We start from the raw sequence: 19,200 nt of genomic DNA on the forward strand, positions 1-19,200 counted from the left end.
GCCGATCACCTCCGTACGGATTGCGCTGCAACGCGGCGGCGGCGGTTGGCGGCGAGCGTCAGCCGGAGAAGGTCGGCGGCCGCCAGTACGGTGGCCGCGCCGATGATCGCCGTTCGGACGCTGAACAGGCCGTGCCCCGCGATGACCATCGCCGTGACGCCTGCGCAGAGCACCATCGCCACGAACCTGACGTAGCAGGCCGGTGTCTTCGGACGACTGCGGGAGAGGCCGGATCGTTCGGCCAACTCAGCGGCGTAGTCGTCGACAGGTCCGAACTCCTGCGACGGATCGCCGCCGGTCTCGGCCAGATGCGAGGCCGCCTCGGCGCGGAAGTCGCGCGCCTTGGCCACCGGGAGCCGGTAGCGGCCCTCCAGCAACCCCGCCAGCCGGTCGAGCCATTCGTCGTGCGACAGCGAGGCCTCGGACGTCAGATGCGCGCGCTGCCATCGGTCGCCGAGCCACCACCCGGCGCCCAGCATCGCGAGTCCGAGAATCAGCAGCTCCGGCGCCGGAACAGCAATGGTCCAGCCCTCCGGTACGACGAAGCTGCTGAGGATTCCGACGATCAAGGCCGCCACGAACGCGGGAGTGAGCCATCGTGCGGCTGCCGGCCGGCCGGCGTTGCGAGAGTCGTCGCGCAACTGGGCAAGGGCGAACGCCCCGACGGACAGGGGCATGGCGACCACGAGGCTGGCCTCCCAGCTGTACGACTCTCCGGCCACCAGCCAGTCGTAAGCCGCGAAGACAGCCAGCGCGCCGCCGATCGTGATCAGCAGGCGGTACCGCGCCGGCTGCGCCGACCAGGAGTAGCGCCGCGCCGTGTGCCGAAAGCGCGTCTCCTCCGGGTCCTCGGCGCTCATCAGGCGAGCGGCATAAGCAGACGCGTCGCCGAAGGCGGCGTACGGTTGCTCGCCGGTCGCGTCGCAGTGTGCGCGGGCCTCCGCGACGATCTCGGAGATCCGCGAGGCTTCGAGCCGGCGCGACCGCAGTGCGTCGGCGAGCTCGGCGTACCAGTCAGGTTTGCGTGACATCCGTTCGTGAACCCCCACCCTTGGCTCGCGCGTCATCGACCAGCGCGATCGTGGCTTTGGCGAACTGCTCCCAGTCGGCGCCGTCGGCGTCCAACCGCGCACGACCGATGTCGGTGATCGCGTAGAACTTGCGGCCGGGCCCGCCATCGCCTTCGGTCCAGCGCGACGACACCGCGCCGCCTGCTTCCAGCCGGGCCAGCACTGGATACAGCGTGTTGCCGCTGACCTTGCCGAGCCCGGCCTCGGACAGGCGCTGCGCGAGCGCGTACCCGTAGCTCTCGCCGTCGATCAGCACGGAAAGCACAGCGAGCTCGAGTACGCCACGCAGCCATGACGCCGGCCAGCGGTCCTCGGGCATCCAGTAACTCCCAGCTTAAGCAAGGTCGATCTCATCGCCTAGTTGACGACATCGACTAGTAGACCACGAAGGGCACTGGAATGGCAAGAGAGTCCAGTTGACATGCAGCCAAACGGCTGCCTATAGTCGGAACCAAGAAAAGGCAGCCGAACGGCTGCATATCGGTAGATGGCTGCGAGGATGGGCTGTATGGACGAGGTGTTCAAGGCGCTGGCCGACCCCAGCCGCCGGCAGTTGCTCGACAGCCTCAACGCGAACAACGGCCAGACGCTGCGCGAGCTCTGCGCAGGACTGGACATGGCCAGGCAGTCGGTCAGCAAGCACCTGGCCGTACTCGAAGCGGCCAACGTCGTGACGACGAGGTGGCGCGGCCGGGAGAAGCTGCACTACCTCAACGTCGAGCCGATCAACGCCATCGCCGAACGGTGGATCAACCAGTACGACCGCGAGCGCGCCCGAGCGCTCGCCGACCTCAAAACGGCATTGGAGCAGGATCCGATGAGCGACAACGCGTTCGTCTACACCACGTACATCAACACCACGCCCGAACGACTGTGGGAGGCGCTGACCGATCCGGCGTTCACCAAGCGGTACTGGGGAGCGACGTTCACGACGTCCTGGGAGCCTGGTGCGCCGATGATCTGGGAGGAGTTCGACCACAGTACGGCCGATCCGGGCCAGGTCGTACTCGAGGCCGACCCGGGCCGGCGGCTGTCGTACACGTGGCACACGTTCACGCCTGAGTGGGCGAAGGCCGCGGGCGTCGACGACGACACGCTGAAGCAGATCGCCGCCGAGCCGCGCTCGAAGGTGACGTTCGAGCTCGAGCCGCAGGACGAGGGCACGGTGAAGCTGACCGTCGTGCACGACGGGTTCGTGCCGGGCAGCAAGGTGCTCGAGATGATCACCGGTGGCTGGCCGGTGCTGCTGTCGAGCCTCAAGACGCTGCTGGAGACCGGCGAGCCGCTCCCGCAGTAACGAAGGCGCAGGGAAACTCCGGGTCGCCGAGGCAACCCGGGGTTTCCCCATACCACTGGTCGTTTCGACTACGTGATTGCACGAGTCGGGATCTTCGATTACAAACGCGTATAACCACTGCGGGTCGTGCCGTTCTGCCAGCGCCGGGCATCGAAGAAGAGGTAGGCATGAAACGACAGTTCCTCGTGTTCGGCCTTGCTTTGCTGACGATCGTCGCCTCGTATCTGCTTTCGGCGCCGCAGGCGAACGCGGCCGTGGGCCTGCACATCAGCGGCACGAACATCGTCGAGGCCAACGGCCAGACGTTCGTGATGCGCGGCGTAAACCATCCGCACGTGTGGTACACCAACCAGACCAGCTCGTTCGCCAACATCAAGGCGCTCGGCGCGAACACCGTACGAGTCGTACTCGGCAGCGGTAAGCGCTGGGGCCCCTCCAACGACGTCACGGCCGTGATCGATCTGTGCAAGCAGAACCGGCTGATCTGCGTACTGGAAGTGCACGACACCACCGGCTACGGCGAAGACGGAGCGGCCGCGTCGCTCGACGAGGCCGTCAACTACTGGATCAGCCAGAAGAGCGCGCTGGTCGGCCAGGAGAACTACGTCGTCATCAACCTCGGCAACGAGCCGATCGGCAACACCAACGCCGCCCAGTGGACCAGCGCGACGACCGCGGCGATTCAGAAGATGCGCAGCAACGGTTTCCAGCACCTGCTCATGGTCGACGCGCCGAACTGGGGCCAGGACTGGCAGTTCGTCATGCGCGACAACGCCCAGACGATCCTCAATGCCGACAGCCAGCACAACATCGTGCTGTCGATCCACATGTACAGCGTGTTCAGCACCGCGTCGAGCATCACCGACTACCTCGACCGCTTCCGTACCAACGGCTGGCCGCTGGTGATCGGTGAGTTCGGCTGGAGGTTCAGGGACGGCGAGGTCGACCACGAGACGATCCTGGCGGAGGCGGCCGCGCGCAACCTCGGCTATCTCGGCTGGTCGTGGAGCGGCAACACCGACCCGATCCTCGACATGGCCACCAACTTCGACCCCAACCAGCTCACGACGTGGGGCCAGCGAATCTTCAACGGCGCCAACGGAATCCGCGCGACGGCTCACGAAGCGTCGATCTACGCGGGCGGTGGCGGCGGGGGTGGAGGTGGCGGCGGGCGCAGCTGCACGGCCGCGTACTCCGTCGTCGGCCAGTGGCCCGGCGGCTTCCAGGGCGAGGTGCGCGTGACGGCCGGCAGCGCGGCGGTCAGCGGCTGGACGGTGACCTGGGCGTACGTGAACGGGCAGACGGTCAGCAATGCCTGGGGTGCCACGGTGTCGACCAGCGGGTCGAACGTGACGGCGCGGAACGAGGGCTACAACGGTGGTTTGGGGGCGGGGGCCAGCACCACGTTCGGCTTCCTCGGGTCGTGGAACGGAAGCAACGGCATGCCGTCGGCCGTGACCTGCGCGGCCACCTGAGCGGACACTGACGCACGCTTCAGCCGGCTGGTGCCCAGAGCAAAGGACGGGCAGCCAGCCGGCCGGGGTGAACGGAACAGCTAGCGCAGGTTGGGGATCGGGACCTTGGACCAGTCGATGTCGGAGGCGAGGTAGAAGCTCGTGTACGCCGGCTGGTTGTACACGGTCTGCTGCCGCGCGGTCTCCGCGCGGTACTGCGGGTCGTGCATCAGGGTGTAGAGCTTGTGGGACGTCACCTCCGTGCTCAGGTAGATCCGCACCGCCGTGCTGTCGACCGTGCGCAGCAGCAGCTCCTCGCGCCAGTCACCGAAGATGTCCGCGACCAGGCTCGGGTTGCCTTTCGTGAAGTTGTTGGCCAGCGTGCCGTCGGCCGTGAGCAGCACACCACGCCGCCAGTCCTCGATGCGCGGGGTTTCGCGGGTGGTCGCGTCGGCGCCGTTGATGATCTGGGTGGTCAGGTCGGCCGCCCAGCGGATGCTCTGGTTCGTGCCGGGCCTATCAGTCCCCAACAGTTCGCCGGATGCCGTACGCAGGTCGACCGCCCACGTCTCGAGGCCGGGGGAGGAGGGCAGGATGTCGCCCACCATGCCGCGGCCGGTGTCGCGGCCTGTGTAGGCGCCAAAGAGCACAGCCCCGGTCGCGCCGTCGCGCAGGGCGTAGCCGTACGGCGCGAACGTCGCGCCCTCGTGCACCATGTAGACCTCCACGCCGGGCCGCGCGGGGTCGATGTCCGTTACGTGCATGGCGTCGCCGTGGCCGAGCCGCACCACCGACCCCGGCGAAGCGCTGCCCGGCGGCAGTACGTCGAACGCGCTGTTCAGCACGCTGCCGTCGTCGTCGATCGTCGCGGCGCCGTAGACGATCTCCTGCTTGCCGTCGAGGTCGACGTCGGCGGCGCTCAGCGAGTGTGCGCCTTGCGTCGTGATCGTCGCATATCGAGGGTTGGTGCCGTCGCGCCCGTGCGGCCCGTCGTTGAACGGGTTCGTCATCGGGACCCACCCCGAGTCGACATACCAGTTCTCCCGAAGGCGTTCGCCGTCCCAGCGGTACGCGACGAGCGTCGTCCGCGTGTAGTAGCCGCGCGCGAAGACAGCGGACGGGTGCCGCCCGTCCAGATAGGCGACGCCGGACAGGAACCGGTCGACGCGGTTGCCGGGCTCGATGCGGGCCATCGCATAGTCGCCCCACAGCAAGCCGTCGTCCGTACGCCCGGGCTTGTAGCGGATGGTCTGCAGCTCGCGCCCGGACGCGCCGTCGAACACCGAAAGGTACTCCGGCCCGTCGACGATGAACCCCTCGAAGTTTCGCAGCACGTTGCGCGTCGAGCGGCTCGGCGCATAGACGTCCATGAAGTAGTCGACCAGCGCTTCGGCGTCGGTCCGCGAAAGCGGATACGAATAACGGGGTTCGATGCCGAACGCCTGCTCCAGCGTCGCGGGCCAGTGTCCGGCGACGACCTCGGGATGCCTGTCCCAGTTGAGGAACAGCTGAACGAGGTGCTCGTGATAGCCGGCCGTGCTGAGCCGATAGTCGTCCTGATGCGTGTAGCCGGCGTGGACGTCGGCCTTCGGCATCGTGACGTACCGCTCGGACGCAACCTCGCCGTTCGCCTTGTACGTAACGACTTTCGTGCCGGGCGCGGTCTTGAACATCAGCTCCGAACGACCGTCGCCGTCGAAGTCGTAGACCAGGAACTGCGTGTAGTGTGCACCGGCGCGGATGTTGACGCCGAGGTCGACGCGGTAACGCAGGCGGCCGTCGAGCTCGTACGTGTCGATGTAGACCGGCCCGGTGTAACCGACCTGCGAGACGTCCTTGGAGTTGGACGGATCCCACTTGACGACGAACTCGTACTGCCCGTCCCCGTCGACGTCGCCGACGCTCATGTCGTTGGCGGAGTAGGTGTAAGCCTCGCCTCGAGGGGTGACGCCGTCGGCCGGCTTGCGCAGCGGCAGGTCGTAGTGGTTGCCGTTCCACGGCGCGGCGGCCGCACTCCTGCGTTGCTCCTGGCCGCGCACGACAGCGGCGACGCGATACGTCGCGTCCGGCGTGCCGGTGCGGTCGAGGAAGTTCGTGCTGTCGGTGACGGTCGCGATGCGTTCGCGTCCGCGATAGACGTTGAACGCGGGCCCGCTCATGCCCGTGGCGGTGTGGCCGGTGACCTCGTTGCCGAGCAGCCGCCAGCTGAGGAAGACGCCCTCACCGGTGGCGGCGGCGATCAGCCCGCGGTCGAGATGTTCGAGCTGTACGGCGGGCCGGTGACCGGCGGTGCCGACGCCGGCGGTGGTGACGTCGGCCGGGCCGTTGCTCGCCACGGCCGGGCCGCCGAGCGAGGTCGCGGCCGTCGCGGCCGCCGCCAGCAGGGCCGTGGCCGCGAGGTAGTGCTTTCGCATGGCGTGTTCCTTCCGCCGTCGCCTGCAACCTCCCTGACAGGCCGGCGAAGGCGTTTGAGTCGATTCAGGTGGTGCTTCGGAGACTAGGAACGCCGGAACCCGCCGTCCAGATGGGGGAATGCGTTTTCCGTAACCGGTCACCCGCGCGGCTTTCGGCACGGCCGCTTCCTACTTGCACCACGCTTCGACAACGTAGCGGTGCGGTCGGTAACCGTTCGTCGCTTACGACGACCACAACTGCATGAATCCTGGGACGAACCCCGCGCATGCGCCGCCGATCCGCCCACCGTCGCCCGGGCCGGAGCAGCCCGCCAAGCCGACGCCGAGGCCGAAGCCGAAACCCCGAAGGCTGCGCTGGCTGGCCGGCCCGGCAGTCGGTGCCGGCGCGACCATCGCGGCCGCGCTGATCACGCTGCTCGCCGCACCGAACGCGAGCGTGTCGGTCTGGAATGTCTCGCTCGGCCAGCAGCCGACGCAGACGGCCAGCAGCACGGTAACGGCGACCGTCACACCTCCAGCGGTGACGGTGACCGCCCCAGCTCCGGCACCGACCGAACCCGCGGCCACGGCTCAACCCGCGAGTGGCCCACCGGCAGGTACCACGCTGCTGACGAAACGGGACCTGGTGGAGGACGACAGCTACAGCAACTATGAGAACGGTGCGTACAAGATCGACGGCACGCTCTATCCGGACAGCTTTTCCTACAGCCTCGAGCCGTGCAACGAGAGCGGCGATCAGGCGTTCACCGGATGGGACCTGGCCGGCGAGTTCGAGACTCTGCACACGGTCATTGGGCTGCGTGGGGACTCCAACCCGGAGACCGAGGCCAAATTCACCTTTATCGGAGACGGACACGAGCTCAAATCGATCACGGTGAAGTGGAAGCAGCACGAGACGCTCGACCTCGACGTAACAGGTGTGCTTCGCCTCCAGGTCAAAGTCGCCACTGTCGCGGAGTCGGCCGGCGGTGACTGTCGTGGCTGGGCCTATCCGTCGTGGGGTCAGCCGTACCTCACCTCCAGCTGAAATAGGTGTCGGCGCTCCTGAACGGGTATCTAGATCCGTAGAAAGGAGCGAAAGCGAAATGCCGCAGAAGCAGTGGAGCCAGAAGCGCGAACGCCAGTATCAGCACGTCAAGTCGAACCAGCGCCAGCAAGGCCGGTCGGAGGACCGTGCCGAGGAGATCGCGGCCCGCACGGTCAACAAGGAGCGCGCTCGCTCCGGCGAGTCCCGCCAGCGCAGCCGCACCTCGACCAAGGACCTGTCGTCCGGTCAGCGCGGTGGCAAGCGGTCCGGCAGCGGTCCCCAGGGTCGTACGAAGGAGCAGCTGTACGCCGACGCCAAGCGCAAGGGCATCAAGGGCCGCTCGAAGATGAACAAGGCGCAGCTCGCGCGCGCCGTCGGCCGCTAGAACCCGCGCGTACAACGCCGCCAGCCCGCCCGGGAATCACCCGAGCCATCGCGTTGCTGTCCTGTCCATGGCATCCGACTCCGCCCAGGCCGGGCTGGACCGGCTGGCGAACGGCCACGCCGGCGTCCTCGTGACGCTCAAGCGCGACGGCCGTCCCCAGCTCTCGAACGTCTCCTACACCTACGCCGACGGCGTGATCCGCGTGTCGATCACCGACGACCGCGCCAAGACGCGCAACCTACGGAGGGACCCGCGCGCCAGCTTCTACGTCAGCGCGAACTTCGGCGAGTACCTCGTCGCCGAAGGCGACGCCGAGCTGACCCTGACAGCGCAGGACCCCCACGACAGCACCGTCGACGAGCTCGTCGACGTCTACCGCCAGATCTCCGGCGAGCACCCCGACTGGGAGGAGTTCCGGGCCGCCATGGTCGCCGACAAGCGCGTCGCGCTGCGGATCAAGGTGTCGAGGGTGCTGACCTTCTCGCAGACCGCCGGCGCCACCGCGATCGACCTCTAGACCCGCGCTAGACCGATTTGAACGGATCGTTCTCGGTCAGCAGGCGGTCGATCCGGGCCTGCTCGACCTTGCTGACGACGCTGCTCTGCTCCTGCCGGTCGCGCACGACCTTGGCCAGCGTGAACGTCGACGTCACGGCGTACAGCACGCCGAGCCCGAGGAACGCACGTGGCCAGCCGCCGATCGGCAGGTAGATGATGCCCAGCGTCACTGCGAGGATCGAGACGCCGAACGAGATCGCGGCCTGCATGGAGAACGCGGCCGTCGTTGGAGACTGCACAGGCTGGTTCATGTACGGATCCTGAGGCCGGAACCGGCCACCACGCATGAGTAGAAACGCCTATCTCAATGCGCGGGGATACTCATCCCACCTGAGTACGCTGACGCGGTGCTGGGCCACACACATGCTGTTTCCGGAATGGCCGCGGGCGCGGCACTGCTCCCACTCGTCCCACTGCCGAACGCGGCGTCACAGCTTGCCTGGGTCGCCTGTTGCGGCGGTATGGCGCTGCTCCCGGACCTCGACCACGACGACTCCACCGCCACCCGGATGTGGGGCCCGCTGTCGGCCGTGATCGCGTGGGTGGTGACGTTCCTGTCGCGCGGCCACCGCGGCGGTACGCACGACTTCATCCTCGCGCCCGTCGCGTTCGGCGCGGCCGCGTACGCTGCCAGCTTCAACCGCTGGACGTCGATGTTCGTCCTCGCGTTCGCCATCGGACTCGCACTGCGCGCATGCCACTTCGTCATCCCCGGCCAGGCCGAGAAGTCGTGGCCGATCAACCTGCTGGCCTCGGCCGCCGCCGCGTGGTGGCTGGTCGCCAACGGCGCGGCGGCGGGCGCGACCTGGCTGCCGTTCGCCGTCGGCGTGGGGGTGCTCGTGCACATCATCGGCGACGCGCTCACCGAGGGCGGCGTGCCCAGGCCGTTCAGCTGGTTCGACGGCAAGCCGAACCGCATGCGCGGCGGACCGCTGACCACGGGACGGTGGTACGAGCACGTGCTCGCCGCCGGCTTCGTCGTCGCCGCGGCCTGGCTGCTCTACGCGAACGTCCCGCTGCTGGCGTCGATCGTCGACCAGGCCATGGCGCCGTTCAGCTCTGTCCAGGCTGGGGTTTGAGGGTCGAGGCGACCTGCTCCAGTACGCCGATGTGCTCGTCGACCGACGACAGGCCGAGCTTCATCGTGCTGATCGACAGGTGAGTCGCGCCGGCCGCGCGCCAGGCCTCGACCTCTTCGGGCAGCTTCTCGTACACGCCGCGGTCCGGCGTGATCCGACCCTCGATGCCGAGCTCCGAAGGGTCGCGGCCGGCTTCGTGCGCGCCCTCGTGGATGACCGCCAGCGCGTCGTCCAGCTGCGCGCCCGGCGCGAACTGCGGGAACCAGCCGTCGGCCAGCCGGCCCACTCGCAGCAAGCCCCGCCGCGCGTTGGTGGCGCCGAGCCAGATCGGGATCTGCTCGGTGACCGGCAGCGGCGCGATGCCGGCTGCCGTGATCGTGTGGAACGTACCGTCGAGGTTGACGATCGGCTCGGCCCACAGCCGCCGCATGACGGCGATCTGCTCCTCCATCCGCTTGCCGCGGGTACGGAAGTCGGCGCCGAGCGCTTCGTACTCCACCTCGTTCCACCCGATGCCGACCCCCAGCCGCAGCCGGCCCTCGGACAGGATGTCGACCTCGGCGGCCTGCTTGGCGACCAGCGCGGTCTGCCGCTGCGGCAGCACGATCACGCCGGTCACGAACTCCAGCGGACAGAACCCCGCGAGGAACCCGAACAGCACGAACGGCTCGTGGAACGTGTCGGTATGGGTGTAGCCCTTCCAGCCCGGCCGCACGGACGCGTCCGCGCCGAGTACGTGGTCGTAGGCCAGGATGTGGGTGTAGCCGAGCTCGGTCACGGCGTTGGCGTACGCGCGGATCGCTCCGGCGTCGGCGCCTGTTTCGGTCTGGGGAAATACGACACCTATGCGCATACGTCCAGTCCTATCAGGGGCCGGAAGGCCCTTCTGCAGACCAGGGCCGCGACCTACCGTGGACGGATGCGGATGCCTCACGACGAACTCGAGCGGATCGTGCGGGCGCTCTACGAGGCGGCCGCCGAATACGATCGGACCAAGGATCCCTCGCCGCTGATCCGGCTCGCAGACGACGCGCTGGTGACGGCGCGGCTGCACGCGGACCCGGTGTACGAGAAGGCGCTGTCCGGCGCACCCGAGCAGCCTGGAGATCCGAGTAGCGCGGCCGACGTGCACGAGCTCCTGGCCAGGCTGCGCGCCCCCAACTGACTCCGATGCTGCGGCTGCATTCACACGGGGAGCAGGTGCTCGCCGACTGGTGGGCGAGCGAGTCGGTCACGAACGCGGATCGCTATCTCGTCGCCGACGTCATGCTGTCGATCGTGGACTCGGGCTGGAAGCGGCGGTGGCAGTGGTACGACGACCTCGCGGACTCCACGATCCGGATCATCGAACCGCGTAGCGGGTTGAAGCTCGTGATTCGCATGTGGGACTCGGGATCAGGTGTGTTCGACCTGATCGCGATCATCAACGAGTGGCGGCCAGGCTAGCCAGGAACGCCGTCCAGTCGGTGCGGTCGAACGCCAGCACCGGCCCGCCGCGGTCCTTCGAATCCCGCACCGCCATCCGGTCCGCAGATCCAGCGACCTCGACGCAGTTGCCGCCTGCGCTGTTGCTGTAGCTGCTCTTGCGCCAGTTCACTGCTCGAACTCCCTAGCTGCTTGCAGGATGTAGCTTTGGGACGCTCGCACGTCAAGTGCGGAGTCTACGAGGCTGGTGAACACACCGGCAAACGTTTCGATCTCTGGTGGTTTCTCCAAATACAGCGCGCCGGTGATCCCTTCGATGTAGACCACTGGCGGCTCGCTTTCGGAACCGTCGACGTTTCGCGGGAAATGCAGCAACACGAAGGCGCCGGTGTCGACGCCAGGATGGTAGCCGGCGCGAAACGGAATGACCCGCAGTGACACGTTGGGCAGGTCGCTCAGCTTCGCGAGGTGCCGCATCTGCGCCGCCATGATCCGGCCTTCGCCGATCGGCCGCTGCAGGATCGACTCGCTGAGTACCGCATTGAACTGCGGCGGCTCCACCCTCCTGGTGAGAAGAGCCTGCCGGGTGATCCGGAGCTCGACGCGGCGCTCCAGCTCATCGTCGGCTATGTCCGGCGCGAATTTCCGCACCATGGTGCGGAAATAGTCGGCGGTCTGGAGGAGTCCGGGCACCAGATCGGACTGATACTCCGATATCTCCGCGGCCGCCTCCTCCAGACCGACGTAGACGTTGAACCACTCGGGAATCGCGCCGCTGTATGAGTGCCACCAGCCCTTCGCCTTGGTCTCTGCCGCAAGGCCGGCCAGGACCTCGACGAGCCGGGGTGGCGCCGCGTAGATCTGGCACATCAGCCGAACGTCGTGCGCGCGCATGGAGGTCTGGCCGGTCTCGATCCGCCACATCTTCGCCTCGGACCACTCCAGCGCCTTCGCGGCCGCGCGCACGGTGTACCGAGCGCGGTTGCGCAGATCTCGCAGATGTCGGCCGAGTTGCCTGCGTGGCACCGTCGAGCCAGTGGTCCCGTCGGTCATCGTTGACCCTTTCATCTGAAATGAAAGACCTGGGCTCGTTTCCGCAGGTCACAGGCGCAATGATGCCATGTGTCACCGACTGATCACGTAGCCGATTCCGGACCTGTCCAACCGCCGGTTGCCCGGTTCGGGCAGAGTAGAGACCCGTGCCTTCCAAGACTTCTGCCGGCTCGTACTCCAACACTGCGCAAGTGATCGTTGTCGGCCATCGCGGGGCCTCCGGCCACGCACCGGAGAACACCATCGCCGCCATCGAGCTGGCGGTCGAGCAGGGTGCGGCCTTCGTCGAGGTCGACGTACAGCTGTCCAAGGACGGCGAGGTCGTCCTGCTGCACGACTCCACGCTGACCCGCACCACGAACGTTCGCGAGGTCTTCCCGGACCGCGAGCCGTACCGCGTCGGCGACTTCACGCTGGCCGAGCTGCAGCAGCTGGACGCCGGCGGCTGGTTCGACCAGGCGTACGCCGGCGAGCGGATCCCGACCCTGCGGGCCGCCCTGGCCAAGATGCGCGACCGCATCGGCCTCTGGCTGGAGATCAAGAGCCCGCGCCTGCACCCGGGCCTGGAGAAGTCGACCGCGGAAGTGATCCGCAACGCCCCCGGCGACTGGCTGACCGCTCCGTACCGCTGCGTCGCGACCTGCTTCGACCACGAGGCGCTGGAGCGGTTCGCGCAGGAGGTGCAGTACGCCGTGCCGTTCGGCCAGCTCGGCAGCATCGTCCCGGACGACGCGGAGCTGCGGCGCCTCTCCGAGTGGGTGCACTACTACATCCCGGACTTCCGGGCGCTGCGGCCGGGCGACCTGGTACGAATCCGCGCGGCCGGGCTGCGGTCGGCGTTCTGGACGCCGAACGACCCGGTGTCCGTCGCTTCGCTGGTGGCGCAGGGCGCGGTGGCGCTGATCGGCAACTACCCCGCTCTGGTCAACGAGGTACTCGACGGCACGTACGTCCAGCCGGGCGAGCTGGCGATCGAGAGCCTGATCGGGCAGACGCTGGTCCTGCGTAACGTCTCGGCGGAACCGGTGGAGCTCGCGGGCTGGCAGCTGCGCGGCGACCCGGCGGACGAGGTCTGGTCCGGCGCCTCCGGCCGGCTGGGCGCAGGGGAGCGGCTGGAGCTCGAGCTCGTGAGGCAGACCGACAGCGTCGCCCTGCACGACCCGGACGGTATGCTTGTCCACGTCGCCGCCCGGGTGGCTTGAGGGGATACCCGATTACCAAATCCGGCGGCGCTCGTATATCCTCGGTTGTCGCCTCGCCCCAATAGCTCAGTCGGCAGAGCGTCTCCATGGTAAGGAGAAGGTCTACGGTTCGATTCCGTATTGGGGCTCTGATCGGTGTCCGCGCGCTTCATCGGCGGGCGGGCTGCCGGTCCGCAGCGGTGTAGCTCAGTCGGTAGAGCAAGCGGCTCATAATCGCTGTGTCGCCGGTTCAAGTCCGGCCACCGCTACACAACATCAGTCCAGTCCGAGCAAACAAGAGGCAGATCGTGGCCGCCAAGAGCACTGACGTACGCCCCAAGATCACTCTGCAGTGCACAGAGTGCAAGGAGCGCAACTACATCACGCGCAAGAACCGGCGCAACGACCCCGACCGGCTCGAGCTGAAGAAATACTGCCGTCGCTGCCGCACGCACCGGGCGCACCGCGAGACCCGCTAGAGGCCCTCGCTCTTCTCGCGAATGACCACGTTAACCACGCTTTTGGCTGGTTGACCACGCCCCGGGGCGTGGCGAAGCACCCACTAGCGTGGTTAACGTGGTCATTCGCGTTCGGCCCAGGAAGGGGCCCAACCATGCCGCTGGATGAGATAGTCGGCCGGACGTACGGGCCTTCGCAGCCGTACGAGGTCGGCCGCGAGAAGATCCGCGAGTTCGCCGACGCGATCGGCGACCCGAACCCCGTCTACCGCGAGACGGACGCGGCCAAGGAGCACGGGCACGCCGACATCGTGGCCCCGCCGACGTTCGCGATCGTGGTGGCGTTCCCGCTGCTGCAGGCGATGCTCGACGACCTCGGCCTGCCGCTGCACCAGATCATGCACGCGGACCAGAAGTTCGCCCAGGAGCGCCCGATCGGCCCCGGCGACGTGCTGATAGGCACGCTGACCGTCGACAAGGCACGCTCGATGGCGGGTTCCGACCTGATCTTCACCCGTACCGAGATCACCACAGAGAACGGCCACCGGGTCTGCACCGCCCAGGCAACGGTCGTCCACCGGGCCGAGGCAGAGGCTCACGCAGAGGCAGCGGAGGGAGCGGCGTGATCGCTTACGACAGCGTGGAGACCGGCACCGAGCTGCCGGTGGTCAACGTCGTGCTCCGCCGCGACGCCCTGGTGCGCTACGCCGGCGCGTCCGGCGACTTCAACCCGATCCACTGGAACACCCGGGCCGCGACCGCGCTCGGGCTGCCCGACGTGATCGCGCACGGGATGCTGACGATGGCCTCGGGCGCGCGCGTGCTGACCGACTGGGTGGGCGACCCGGCACGGGTGCTGGAGTACTCCGTGCGCTTCACCAACCCCGTCGTCGTCCCCGACACCGACGAGGGCGTCGAGCTGACGTTCACCGGCAAGGTCGCCGCCAAGCTCGACGACGGCCAGGTGCGGGTCGACCTGGCCGCCACCTGCGGGCCGGACAAGATCTTCGGGGCCGCCCGCGCGGTCGTCCAGCTGGACTGAGCTCGCGGTGATCTTCAAGCGCAAGCCGAAGCCTCCGCCCGTACGCCTGGCCGAGCACACCACGCTGCGCCTCGGCGGGCCGGCCGAGCACTTCGACGAGATCGACGACGTCGAGAAGCTGTGCGACTACGTCTGCCAGGCCGATGACGCCGGGCTCGAGGTGCTGATCCTCGGCGGCGGCAGCAACGTCGTGATCGCAGACGAAGGCTTTGCCGGCGTCGTGATCAAGGTCGCCACCCGTGGCATCGCCGTGGCGGACGCGTCAGCGTGCGGCGGTGCGACGGTGCGGGTCGCGGCGGGGGAGAACTGGGACGACTTCGTGCAGTACGCGATCGGTCAGGGTTGGACCGGCGTCGAGGCACTGTCCGGCATCCCGGGCCTGGTCGGGGCGGCGCCGATCCAGAACATCGGCGCGTACGGCCAGGAGGTCGCTGACACGATCGCGCAGGTGCGGGTCTGGGACCGCGAGGAGTGGGAGGTCGTCACGCTGGCGGCGGCCGACTGTGGCTTCGGCTACCGCACGAGCCGGTTCAAGCGTTCGCCGGAGCGATATGTCGTGCTCGAGGTGGTGTTCCAGTTCAAGCCGGGTGAGCTGAGCGGGCCGGTGAAGTACGCCGAGCTGGCGCGCACCCTTGGCGTCGAGCTCGGCGAGCGCGCGCCGATGCCGGCCGTCCGTGAAGCCGTGCTCGGCCTGCGCCGCGGCAAGGGCATGGTCCTCGACCCCGGCGACCACGACACGTGGAGCGCGGGCTCGTTCTTCACCAACCCCGTGCTCACGGCCGAGCAGGCCGACGCGCTGCCGATCGAGGCACCCCGCTGGCCCCAGCCCGACGGCACGGTCAAGACGAGCGCGGCCTGGCTGATCGAGCATTCGGGCTTCACCAAGGGCTACGGCAGCGGCCCGGCCCAGCTGTCCGGCAAGCACACGCTGGCCCTGACCAACCGCGGCCAGGCAACGACCGCCGACCTGCTCGCGCTGGCCCGCCAAGTCCGCGACGGCGTACACGCGAAGTACGGGCTCGAGCTGGCGCCCGAACCCGTACTCATCGGCTGCACCCTCTGACCCGCATTACCGCCTGCCGGCCCGCACCAACCTGCACTGCCGCCTGCCGACGTGCGAATGACCACGTTAACCACGCAATTGGCTGGTTAACGTGGTCATTCGCGGTTCGCCACGCTAGTAGGTGCTTCGCCACGCCCCGGGGCGTGGTTAACCCGCTAATTGCGTGGTTAACGTGGTCATTCGCAGCGGGGAGCTTCAGCGCTCCAGGCGTTCGGTCAGGTGCACACTCACGCTGTCGCCTTCGCCTTTGCCGATCTGCTTGCGTACGTCGGCCTTGACCGGGAGCTTGTGCGTGCCGTCGCCCAGAGCCATGAACGAGCTCTGGAACGGGCAACCGTCGATCGTTCCGGATACCTTGACCAGCCCACGCGTGCCGAAGTACTCGACCGACTCGGGCCAGATGAGATAGGTCCAGCCACCCTGGGCCGGGCTTTTCCGCAGTGTCGCGGTGAACTGCTTGTCGAGATTCGGCACCTCTGGTCTCCTTCCGTTCACTTACTAACCGGATAGACCAGCGGCGACGGCGAAACTCATCGCGAGAACCTCAGCGCTCCGGCGGCGGCTCCTCCGCCGACCGGATGCAGGGCGTCCCCGAGCCGAACGACCGGCGCGGGCGTTGCTGGTGGACGTCGATCAATCCGAACGCCACCCCAAGCTGGTCATCAGATGACAAGCGACGCACCGAGACCGCGTACGGCATCGGCCCGGAAGGTACGTGCGGCCCGTGCGCCGGCTGGAACGTGATCCGGGCCGTCCGGGTCTCACCAGGTGAGAGCCGTAACCCGGCCGGCTCGATCACCGCCAACGCCGCCAGCCGCCCGCGCATGGTCAGCACCAGGTCGACAGGCTCGCTGTCGACGTTGCCAACCCGCAGCAGGACGGTTGCCGGCCGTCCGGCCGCCATGCAGACGCTCGGTTCGACGAGTTCCAGGTCGAGCTTCAATGGCGTCGTCGTTTCAGTCGTCACGTGCCCCAGATCCCCTGATTACTCCAGGCGGCCAGGGGTCTCCGGTGGATCAGCCGCCCGCGCTGCGGGCCCACGCTCCTTGTGCGGACATGCTGATCCACGGGACACCCCTAGCCACTCTCACGGTTACTTGCCCGTACTGACACCAGTGACCGCTGTTTCATGACGCCATCCACCCGAACTGCGTCATCCCCACGTGGCTGTAACAGCACCCAGAACGGATGCGGTAGTGCCCGGCCCCACCAGCGCAGGTGGTGGGGCCGGGCCCGCAGGTGGACGGTCGCGGATCCACCTGGCTGAACGCGGACGTTCCTCGGTTCGATGTCGAACCGGAGCGACTGGTCGGAGTCGCTGGCGATGATCTGACCTTCGAGCGTGGAGTCCCCAGCGTTGCCAATCTCCACGCGGTAGTACGCCGACCTCCAGCCGCTGCGTTCGAGCGGCTGGAGCCGAATCGTCGGCGTCGCAGTCTCGGTCACTGTGACCACGCCGAACACCAGCGTTGCGAGGTCTGCGGTTACCCATGAAGTCACCGTGATGCCGTACGGCATCGGCCCGTTCGGTGTGTTGTCACCCTTGGTGAGCGTGAACGTCACGCGTACCTGCGCCTCTTCGCCGGGAAACAGCGAGAGATGCGCGGGTGCGATCGAGCCGAACTCACCCAGCCGGCCCTGGATACCCAGGGCGAGCTCCTCCACCTCGGTGTTGTCGTTGCGGACCTCGACGATGACTTCGACGGTCTTGCCCACGAGCACTTCGGCGTACGGAGGTGTCAAGGTCGCCCGGATCGTGGGACGTCTGGTCAGCGGCGCCCGGCACTCCGAGTTGGAGCACTGGGTGCGGCCTGGGTCATTCAGCTGGCCGCAGCGCTGACACGTAATCACGCTGCAAGCTTGACCGCGCGCCCGCACATCGTCCTGAGTATCGGTGCGCTCATCTTCCCGGGCACTCCGGGTGTGCATGCCTACTGACCGCTTACGCCATGCGGGCACCCAGGCAGAGCTGGCAGGATCGGGGCTGTGCCAGCGGACTTCTGGGAACAACTCACGGCCTCGACGCCGAAGCCCGACGACGCCGTGATCTGGGGGACGGTCGTGGTCGCCTTGGTGGTGGTCGGGTACGTCCGGACCTGGCTGCTGTTGCGTACCGTCATCACGATCGTCCACGAAGGCGGGCACGCGCTCGCCGCGCTGGTCACCGGCAGGCGCCTGTCCGGTATCCGGCTGCACTCCGACACCTCGGGGCTCACCGTCTCCAGGGGTAAGCCGACCGGGCCGGGCATGATCCTGACCTCGCTGTCCGGCTACATCGCGCCGAGCCTGCTCGGACTCGGGTACGCCGCTCTGCTGGCCGCCGGCCGGTCGACGCTGCTGCTGTGGCTGAGCATCGCGTTGCTCGCGGCACTGCTACTCGCCGTCCGCAACCTCTACGGCTGGGTCGCGGTCATCGTCGTGGGCGGCGGCCTGTTCGCCATCGGCTGGTACGGCTCGCCGGACGTGGAGTGCGCGTTCGCCTACACGCTGACGTGGTTCCTGCTGTTCGGCGGCATCCGGCCGGTGTTCGAGCTGCAGGTCAAGCGCAGTCGACGCGCGCAGACGTCTGACGCCGACCAGCTCGCGCGGCTGACCAGGACGCATCCGCTGGTGTGGGTGACGTTCTTCGCGCTGGTGGCGTTCGGTGCGCTGGCGGTGAGCGCCTGGTGGCTGGTAGGCCCGATGCTCAGCTGGGTCGACTTCGGCTGGGCGCAGTAGGCGCAGTAGGCGCAGTAGGCGCAGTAGGCGTAGTAGGCGTACTTGGCGTGATGGGCGTGCCCGCGAGCCTGGCGGCATAGAGAGCAGCACCGAGGTCGGGCTCGTACAGCGGCTGCCGCGGCTCGTACTCCGCATAGAGAACAGCCAGCTCGCGGACGAACGCCTCGACGACCGGCTTCGCGTTGAACGTTCCACCTGACCACGACACCAGAACGGGTTCGCCGGCGGGGAAGTCCAGCCGCCGCCGGATCGTGTCGACCTGCAGCGCGAGCTCGGCCGCCGCCCGGTCGAGGATCCCGGCAGCGACCGAGTCTCCGCGCGCCGCCGCCTCCACGACATAAGGACACAGCCCCGCGATCCGCGTCCGGTCGCCCTCCCACCGGTTGACGACCAGGTCGATCAGGTCGAGGTCGGCGTGCAACGCGAGCTCCGACCGGAGCACGTCCAGCAGCGGCCCGGCGGCCAGCCGCCCGTCGCTCATCCGCGAGAACGCCGCCAGCCCTTGCACCGCGATCCAGTACGCCGACCCTTCGTCGCCGAACAGCTCGCTCCAGCCGCCGACCCGCAGCTCCTCGCCGCCGCGCACGCCGTATGCGATCGAGCCGGTGCCGCTGACCACGTTGATGCCGTCGACGGCACCGAGCGAGCCGGCCCAGCCGCACACCATGTCGTTGCCGCAGCGGTAACGCGAGTGCCCGAGCACCGCTCGCGGCGCGGCGTCGAGCTCGGCGAGGTCCGCGCTCGCCTCTCCGTATCCCGGCAGCCCGATGACCGCGTACGCGATGTCGGCGGGCGTGATCGAGGCCTGCGCGCAGATCTCGTGGACGCCCTCCTCGAGCACCTGGCCGACGAGTGAGATGCCGGTGGCGAAGTAGTAGATACTGCGCGCCTGAACCCGGGACACGATCGTGCCGGACTGGTTGACCAGGCAGAACGCGGTCTTGGTTCCACCGCCGTCGACTCCGAGGTACACGCT

Annotated in this window: 25 protein-coding genes and 2 tRNA genes; 16 read left to right on the forward strand and 11 right to left on the reverse strand. The window is 68.0% G+C overall.

Annotation, left to right across the window (positions count from 1 at the left end):
• Positions 1 to 5 precede the first annotated feature (5 nt).
• Positions 6 to 1,031: a hypothetical protein gene (locus tag ACYVF6_RS00885; protein ID WP_460514643.1), complete on the reverse strand. Its 1,026-nt coding sequence runs from the start codon at positions 1,029 to 1,031 to the stop codon at positions 6 to 8.
• Complete coding sequence (locus ACYVF6_RS00890) at positions 1,015 to 1,389, reverse strand: PadR family transcriptional regulator (RefSeq protein ID WP_460514645.1); 375 nt, start codon at positions 1,387 to 1,389, stop codon at positions 1,015 to 1,017. The genes ACYVF6_RS00885 and ACYVF6_RS00890 overlap by 17 nt, the downstream gene beginning before the upstream one ends.
• 189 nt (positions 1,390 to 1,578) lie before the next feature.
• Between ACYVF6_RS00890 and ACYVF6_RS00895 the strand changes: the two genes are divergently transcribed.
• Positions 1,579 to 2,367, forward strand: a complete 789-nt coding sequence (locus ACYVF6_RS00895; protein WP_460514647.1) for an ArsR/SmtB family transcription factor — start codon at positions 1,579 to 1,581, stop codon at positions 2,365 to 2,367.
• A 167-nt stretch (positions 2,368 to 2,534) separates the two neighbouring features.
• Positions 2,535 to 3,842 (forward strand): cellulase family glycosylhydrolase, encoded by a 1,308-nt coding sequence (locus ACYVF6_RS00900; protein ID WP_460514649.1) that lies wholly within the window; start codon positions 2,535 to 2,537, stop codon positions 3,840 to 3,842.
• 80 nt (positions 3,843 to 3,922) lie between these two features.
• Here the strand turns inward: ACYVF6_RS00900 and ACYVF6_RS00905 are convergent, their stop codons facing one another.
• A complete protein-coding gene (locus ACYVF6_RS00905; protein ID WP_460514651.1) occupies positions 3,923 to 6,235 on the reverse strand; it encodes a rhamnogalacturonan lyase in 2,313 nt (770 codons plus the stop codon).
• Positions 6,236 to 6,476: 241 nt separating this feature from the next.
• Between ACYVF6_RS00905 and ACYVF6_RS00910 the strand changes: the two genes are divergently transcribed.
• The 3 genes from ACYVF6_RS00910 to ACYVF6_RS00920 all read left to right on the forward strand — a co-directional run bounded on the left by ACYVF6_RS00910 (position 6,477) and on the right by ACYVF6_RS00920 (position 8,164).
• The gene (locus tag ACYVF6_RS00910; protein ID WP_460514652.1) at positions 6,477 to 7,262 is read left to right on the forward strand and encodes an NPCBM/NEW2 domain-containing protein; all 786 of its coding nucleotides are present in this window, start codon (positions 6,477 to 6,479) and stop codon (positions 7,260 to 7,262) included.
• 58 nt (positions 7,263 to 7,320) lie between these two features.
• Positions 7,321 to 7,647 carry a plasmid stabilization protein gene (locus ACYVF6_RS00915; protein WP_460514654.1) on the forward strand — a complete coding sequence of 109 codons (327 nt, stop codon included), beginning with the start codon at positions 7,321 to 7,323 and terminating at the stop codon, positions 7,645 to 7,647.
• 67 nt (positions 7,648 to 7,714) lie between these two features.
• Positions 7,715 to 8,164 (forward strand): PPOX class F420-dependent oxidoreductase, encoded by a 450-nt coding sequence (locus ACYVF6_RS00920; RefSeq protein WP_460514656.1) that lies wholly within the window; start codon positions 7,715 to 7,717, stop codon positions 8,162 to 8,164.
• A gap of 7 nt (positions 8,165 to 8,171) precedes the next feature.
• On the opposite strand, the gene ACYVF6_RS00925 is transcribed toward ACYVF6_RS00920, so the two are convergent.
• A complete protein-coding gene (locus tag ACYVF6_RS00925; RefSeq protein WP_460514658.1) occupies positions 8,172 to 8,456 on the reverse strand; it encodes a YiaA/YiaB family inner membrane protein in 285 nt (94 codons plus the stop codon).
• A 96-nt stretch (positions 8,457 to 8,552) separates the two neighbouring features.
• On the opposite strand from ACYVF6_RS00925, the gene ACYVF6_RS00930 reads away from it, so the two are divergent.
• The gene (locus ACYVF6_RS00930; protein WP_460514660.1) at positions 8,553 to 9,284 is read left to right on the forward strand and encodes a metal-dependent hydrolase; all 732 of its coding nucleotides are present in this window, start codon (positions 8,553 to 8,555) and stop codon (positions 9,282 to 9,284) included.
• On the opposite strand, the gene ACYVF6_RS00935 is transcribed toward ACYVF6_RS00930, so the two are convergent.
• Positions 9,259 to 10,137, reverse strand: a complete 879-nt coding sequence (locus ACYVF6_RS00935; RefSeq protein WP_460514662.1) for an LLM class F420-dependent oxidoreductase — start codon at positions 10,135 to 10,137, stop codon at positions 9,259 to 9,261. The genes ACYVF6_RS00930 and ACYVF6_RS00935 overlap by 26 nt on opposite strands.
• Before the next feature lie 66 nt (positions 10,138 to 10,203).
• On the opposite strand from ACYVF6_RS00935, the gene ACYVF6_RS00940 reads away from it, so the two are divergent.
• On the forward strand, positions 10,204 to 10,449 hold the full coding sequence (locus tag ACYVF6_RS00940) for a hypothetical protein (protein WP_460514664.1): 246 nt from the start codon (positions 10,204 to 10,206) through the stop codon (positions 10,447 to 10,449).
• A 5-nt stretch (positions 10,450 to 10,454) separates the two neighbouring features.
• The gene (locus ACYVF6_RS00945) at positions 10,455 to 10,730 is read left to right on the forward strand and encodes a hypothetical protein (RefSeq protein WP_460514666.1); all 276 of its coding nucleotides are present in this window, start codon (positions 10,455 to 10,457) and stop codon (positions 10,728 to 10,730) included.
• On the opposite strand, the gene ACYVF6_RS00950 is transcribed toward ACYVF6_RS00945, so the two are convergent.
• Positions 10,708 to 10,881 carry a DUF397 domain-containing protein gene (locus ACYVF6_RS00950; RefSeq protein ID WP_460514668.1) on the reverse strand — a complete coding sequence of 58 codons (174 nt, stop codon included), beginning with the start codon at positions 10,879 to 10,881 and terminating at the stop codon, positions 10,708 to 10,710. The two genes, ACYVF6_RS00945 and ACYVF6_RS00950, sit on opposite strands and share 23 nt — an antisense overlap.
• On the reverse strand, positions 10,878 to 11,762 hold the full coding sequence (locus ACYVF6_RS00955) for a helix-turn-helix domain-containing protein (RefSeq protein ID WP_460514669.1): 885 nt from the start codon (positions 11,760 to 11,762) through the stop codon (positions 10,878 to 10,880). The genes ACYVF6_RS00950 and ACYVF6_RS00955 overlap by 4 nt, the downstream gene beginning before the upstream one ends.
• 191 nt (positions 11,763 to 11,953) lie before the next feature.
• Here ACYVF6_RS00955 and ACYVF6_RS00960 point away from each other — a divergent pair, with 191 nt between their 5' ends.
• From ACYVF6_RS00960 to ACYVF6_RS00990, 7 genes are all read left to right on the forward strand, one after another.
• Entirely contained in the window at positions 11,954 to 12,964 is a 1,011-nt protein-coding gene (locus tag ACYVF6_RS00960) for a glycerophosphodiester phosphodiesterase (RefSeq protein ID WP_460514671.1), read from the forward strand.
• Between the two features lie 55 nt (positions 12,965 to 13,019).
• Positions 13,020 to 13,092, forward strand: a tRNA-Thr gene (locus ACYVF6_RS00965).
• 47 nt (positions 13,093 to 13,139) lie between these two features.
• A tRNA-Met gene (locus ACYVF6_RS00970) sits at positions 13,140 to 13,212 on the forward strand.
• 39 nt (positions 13,213 to 13,251) lie between these two features.
• On the forward strand, positions 13,252 to 13,422 hold the full coding sequence (gene rpmG, locus ACYVF6_RS00975; protein ID WP_460514673.1) for a 50S ribosomal protein L33: 171 nt from the start codon (positions 13,252 to 13,254) through the stop codon (positions 13,420 to 13,422).
• Positions 13,423 to 13,556: 134 nt separating this feature from the next.
• Complete coding sequence (locus ACYVF6_RS00980; RefSeq protein ID WP_460514675.1) at positions 13,557 to 14,027, forward strand: FAS1-like dehydratase domain-containing protein; 471 nt, start codon at positions 13,557 to 13,559, stop codon at positions 14,025 to 14,027.
• Positions 14,024 to 14,443, forward strand: coding sequence for a MaoC/PaaZ C-terminal domain-containing protein (locus ACYVF6_RS00985; protein ID WP_460514677.1), 420 nt, complete (start codon positions 14,024 to 14,026; stop codon positions 14,441 to 14,443). The genes ACYVF6_RS00980 and ACYVF6_RS00985 overlap by 4 nt, the downstream gene beginning before the upstream one ends.
• Positions 14,444 to 14,450: 7 nt before the next feature.
• Positions 14,451 to 15,506 carry a UDP-N-acetylmuramate dehydrogenase gene (locus ACYVF6_RS00990; RefSeq protein ID WP_460514679.1) on the forward strand — a complete coding sequence of 352 codons (1,056 nt, stop codon included), beginning with the start codon at positions 14,451 to 14,453 and terminating at the stop codon, positions 15,504 to 15,506.
• A gap of 195 nt (positions 15,507 to 15,701) precedes the next feature.
• Here the strand turns inward: ACYVF6_RS00990 and ACYVF6_RS00995 are convergent, their stop codons facing one another.
• From ACYVF6_RS00995 to ACYVF6_RS01005, 3 genes are all read right to left on the reverse strand, one after another.
• The gene (locus ACYVF6_RS00995) at positions 15,702 to 15,980 is read right to left on the reverse strand and encodes a DUF1905 domain-containing protein (RefSeq protein ID WP_460514681.1); all 279 of its coding nucleotides are present in this window, start codon (positions 15,978 to 15,980) and stop codon (positions 15,702 to 15,704) included.
• A 70-nt stretch (positions 15,981 to 16,050) separates the two neighbouring features.
• Positions 16,051 to 16,473: a hypothetical protein gene (locus ACYVF6_RS01000; protein ID WP_460514683.1), complete on the reverse strand. Its 423-nt coding sequence runs from the start codon at positions 16,471 to 16,473 to the stop codon at positions 16,051 to 16,053.
• 110 nt (positions 16,474 to 16,583) lie between these two features.
• Positions 16,584 to 17,249, reverse strand: coding sequence for a COG1470 family protein (locus tag ACYVF6_RS01005; protein WP_460514685.1), 666 nt, complete (start codon positions 17,247 to 17,249; stop codon positions 16,584 to 16,586).
• 243 nt (positions 17,250 to 17,492) lie between these two features.
• Here ACYVF6_RS01005 and ACYVF6_RS01010 point away from each other — a divergent pair, with 243 nt between their 5' ends.
• Positions 17,493 to 18,224 carry a M50 family metallopeptidase gene (locus ACYVF6_RS01010; RefSeq protein ID WP_460514687.1) on the forward strand — a complete coding sequence of 244 codons (732 nt, stop codon included), beginning with the start codon at positions 17,493 to 17,495 and terminating at the stop codon, positions 18,222 to 18,224.
• On the opposite strand, the gene ACYVF6_RS01015 is transcribed toward ACYVF6_RS01010, so the two are convergent.
• Positions 18,193 to 19,197, reverse strand: a complete 1,005-nt coding sequence (locus tag ACYVF6_RS01015) for an N-acetylglucosamine kinase (protein ID WP_460514689.1) — start codon at positions 19,195 to 19,197, stop codon at positions 18,193 to 18,195. The two genes, ACYVF6_RS01010 and ACYVF6_RS01015, sit on opposite strands and share 32 nt — an antisense overlap.
• Positions 19,198 to 19,200 lie beyond the last annotated feature (3 nt).

The sequence above is a fragment of the Flindersiella endophytica genome, from assembly GCF_054779015.1.

Coding starts and splice junctions, on each gene's coding strand:
- ACYVF6_RS00885 (WP_460514643.1), bottom strand. CDS start 1,031: ATGTCACGCAAACCTGACTGGTACGCCGAGCTCGCCGACGCACTGCGG.
- ACYVF6_RS00890 (WP_460514645.1), bottom strand. CDS start 1,389: ATGCCCGAGGACCGCTGGCCGGCGTCATGGCTGCGTGGCGTACTCGAG.
- ACYVF6_RS00895 (WP_460514647.1), top strand. CDS start 1,579: ATGGACGAGGTGTTCAAGGCGCTGGCCGACCCCAGCCGCCGGCAGTTG.
- ACYVF6_RS00900 (WP_460514649.1), top strand. CDS start 2,535: ATGAAACGACAGTTCCTCGTGTTCGGCCTTGCTTTGCTGACGATCGTC.
- ACYVF6_RS00905 (WP_460514651.1), bottom strand. CDS start 6,235: ATGCGAAAGCACTACCTCGCGGCCACGGCCCTGCTGGCGGCGGCCGCG.
- ACYVF6_RS00910 (WP_460514652.1), top strand. CDS start 6,477: ATGAATCCTGGGACGAACCCCGCGCATGCGCCGCCGATCCGCCCACCG.
- ACYVF6_RS00915 (WP_460514654.1), top strand. CDS start 7,321: ATGCCGCAGAAGCAGTGGAGCCAGAAGCGCGAACGCCAGTATCAGCAC.
- ACYVF6_RS00920 (WP_460514656.1), top strand. CDS start 7,715: ATGGCATCCGACTCCGCCCAGGCCGGGCTGGACCGGCTGGCGAACGGC.
- ACYVF6_RS00925 (WP_460514658.1), bottom strand. CDS start 8,456: ATGAACCAGCCTGTGCAGTCTCCAACGACGGCCGCGTTCTCCATGCAG.
- ACYVF6_RS00935 (WP_460514662.1), bottom strand. CDS start 10,137: ATGCGCATAGGTGTCGTATTTCCCCAGACCGAAACAGGCGCCGACGCC.
- ACYVF6_RS00940 (WP_460514664.1), top strand. CDS start 10,204: ATGCGGATGCCTCACGACGAACTCGAGCGGATCGTGCGGGCGCTCTAC.
- ACYVF6_RS00945 (WP_460514666.1), top strand. CDS start 10,455: ATGCTGCGGCTGCATTCACACGGGGAGCAGGTGCTCGCCGACTGGTGG.
- ACYVF6_RS00955 (WP_460514669.1), bottom strand. CDS start 11,762: ATGACCGACGGGACCACTGGCTCGACGGTGCCACGCAGGCAACTCGGC.
- ACYVF6_RS00980 (WP_460514675.1), top strand. CDS start 13,557: ATGCCGCTGGATGAGATAGTCGGCCGGACGTACGGGCCTTCGCAGCCG.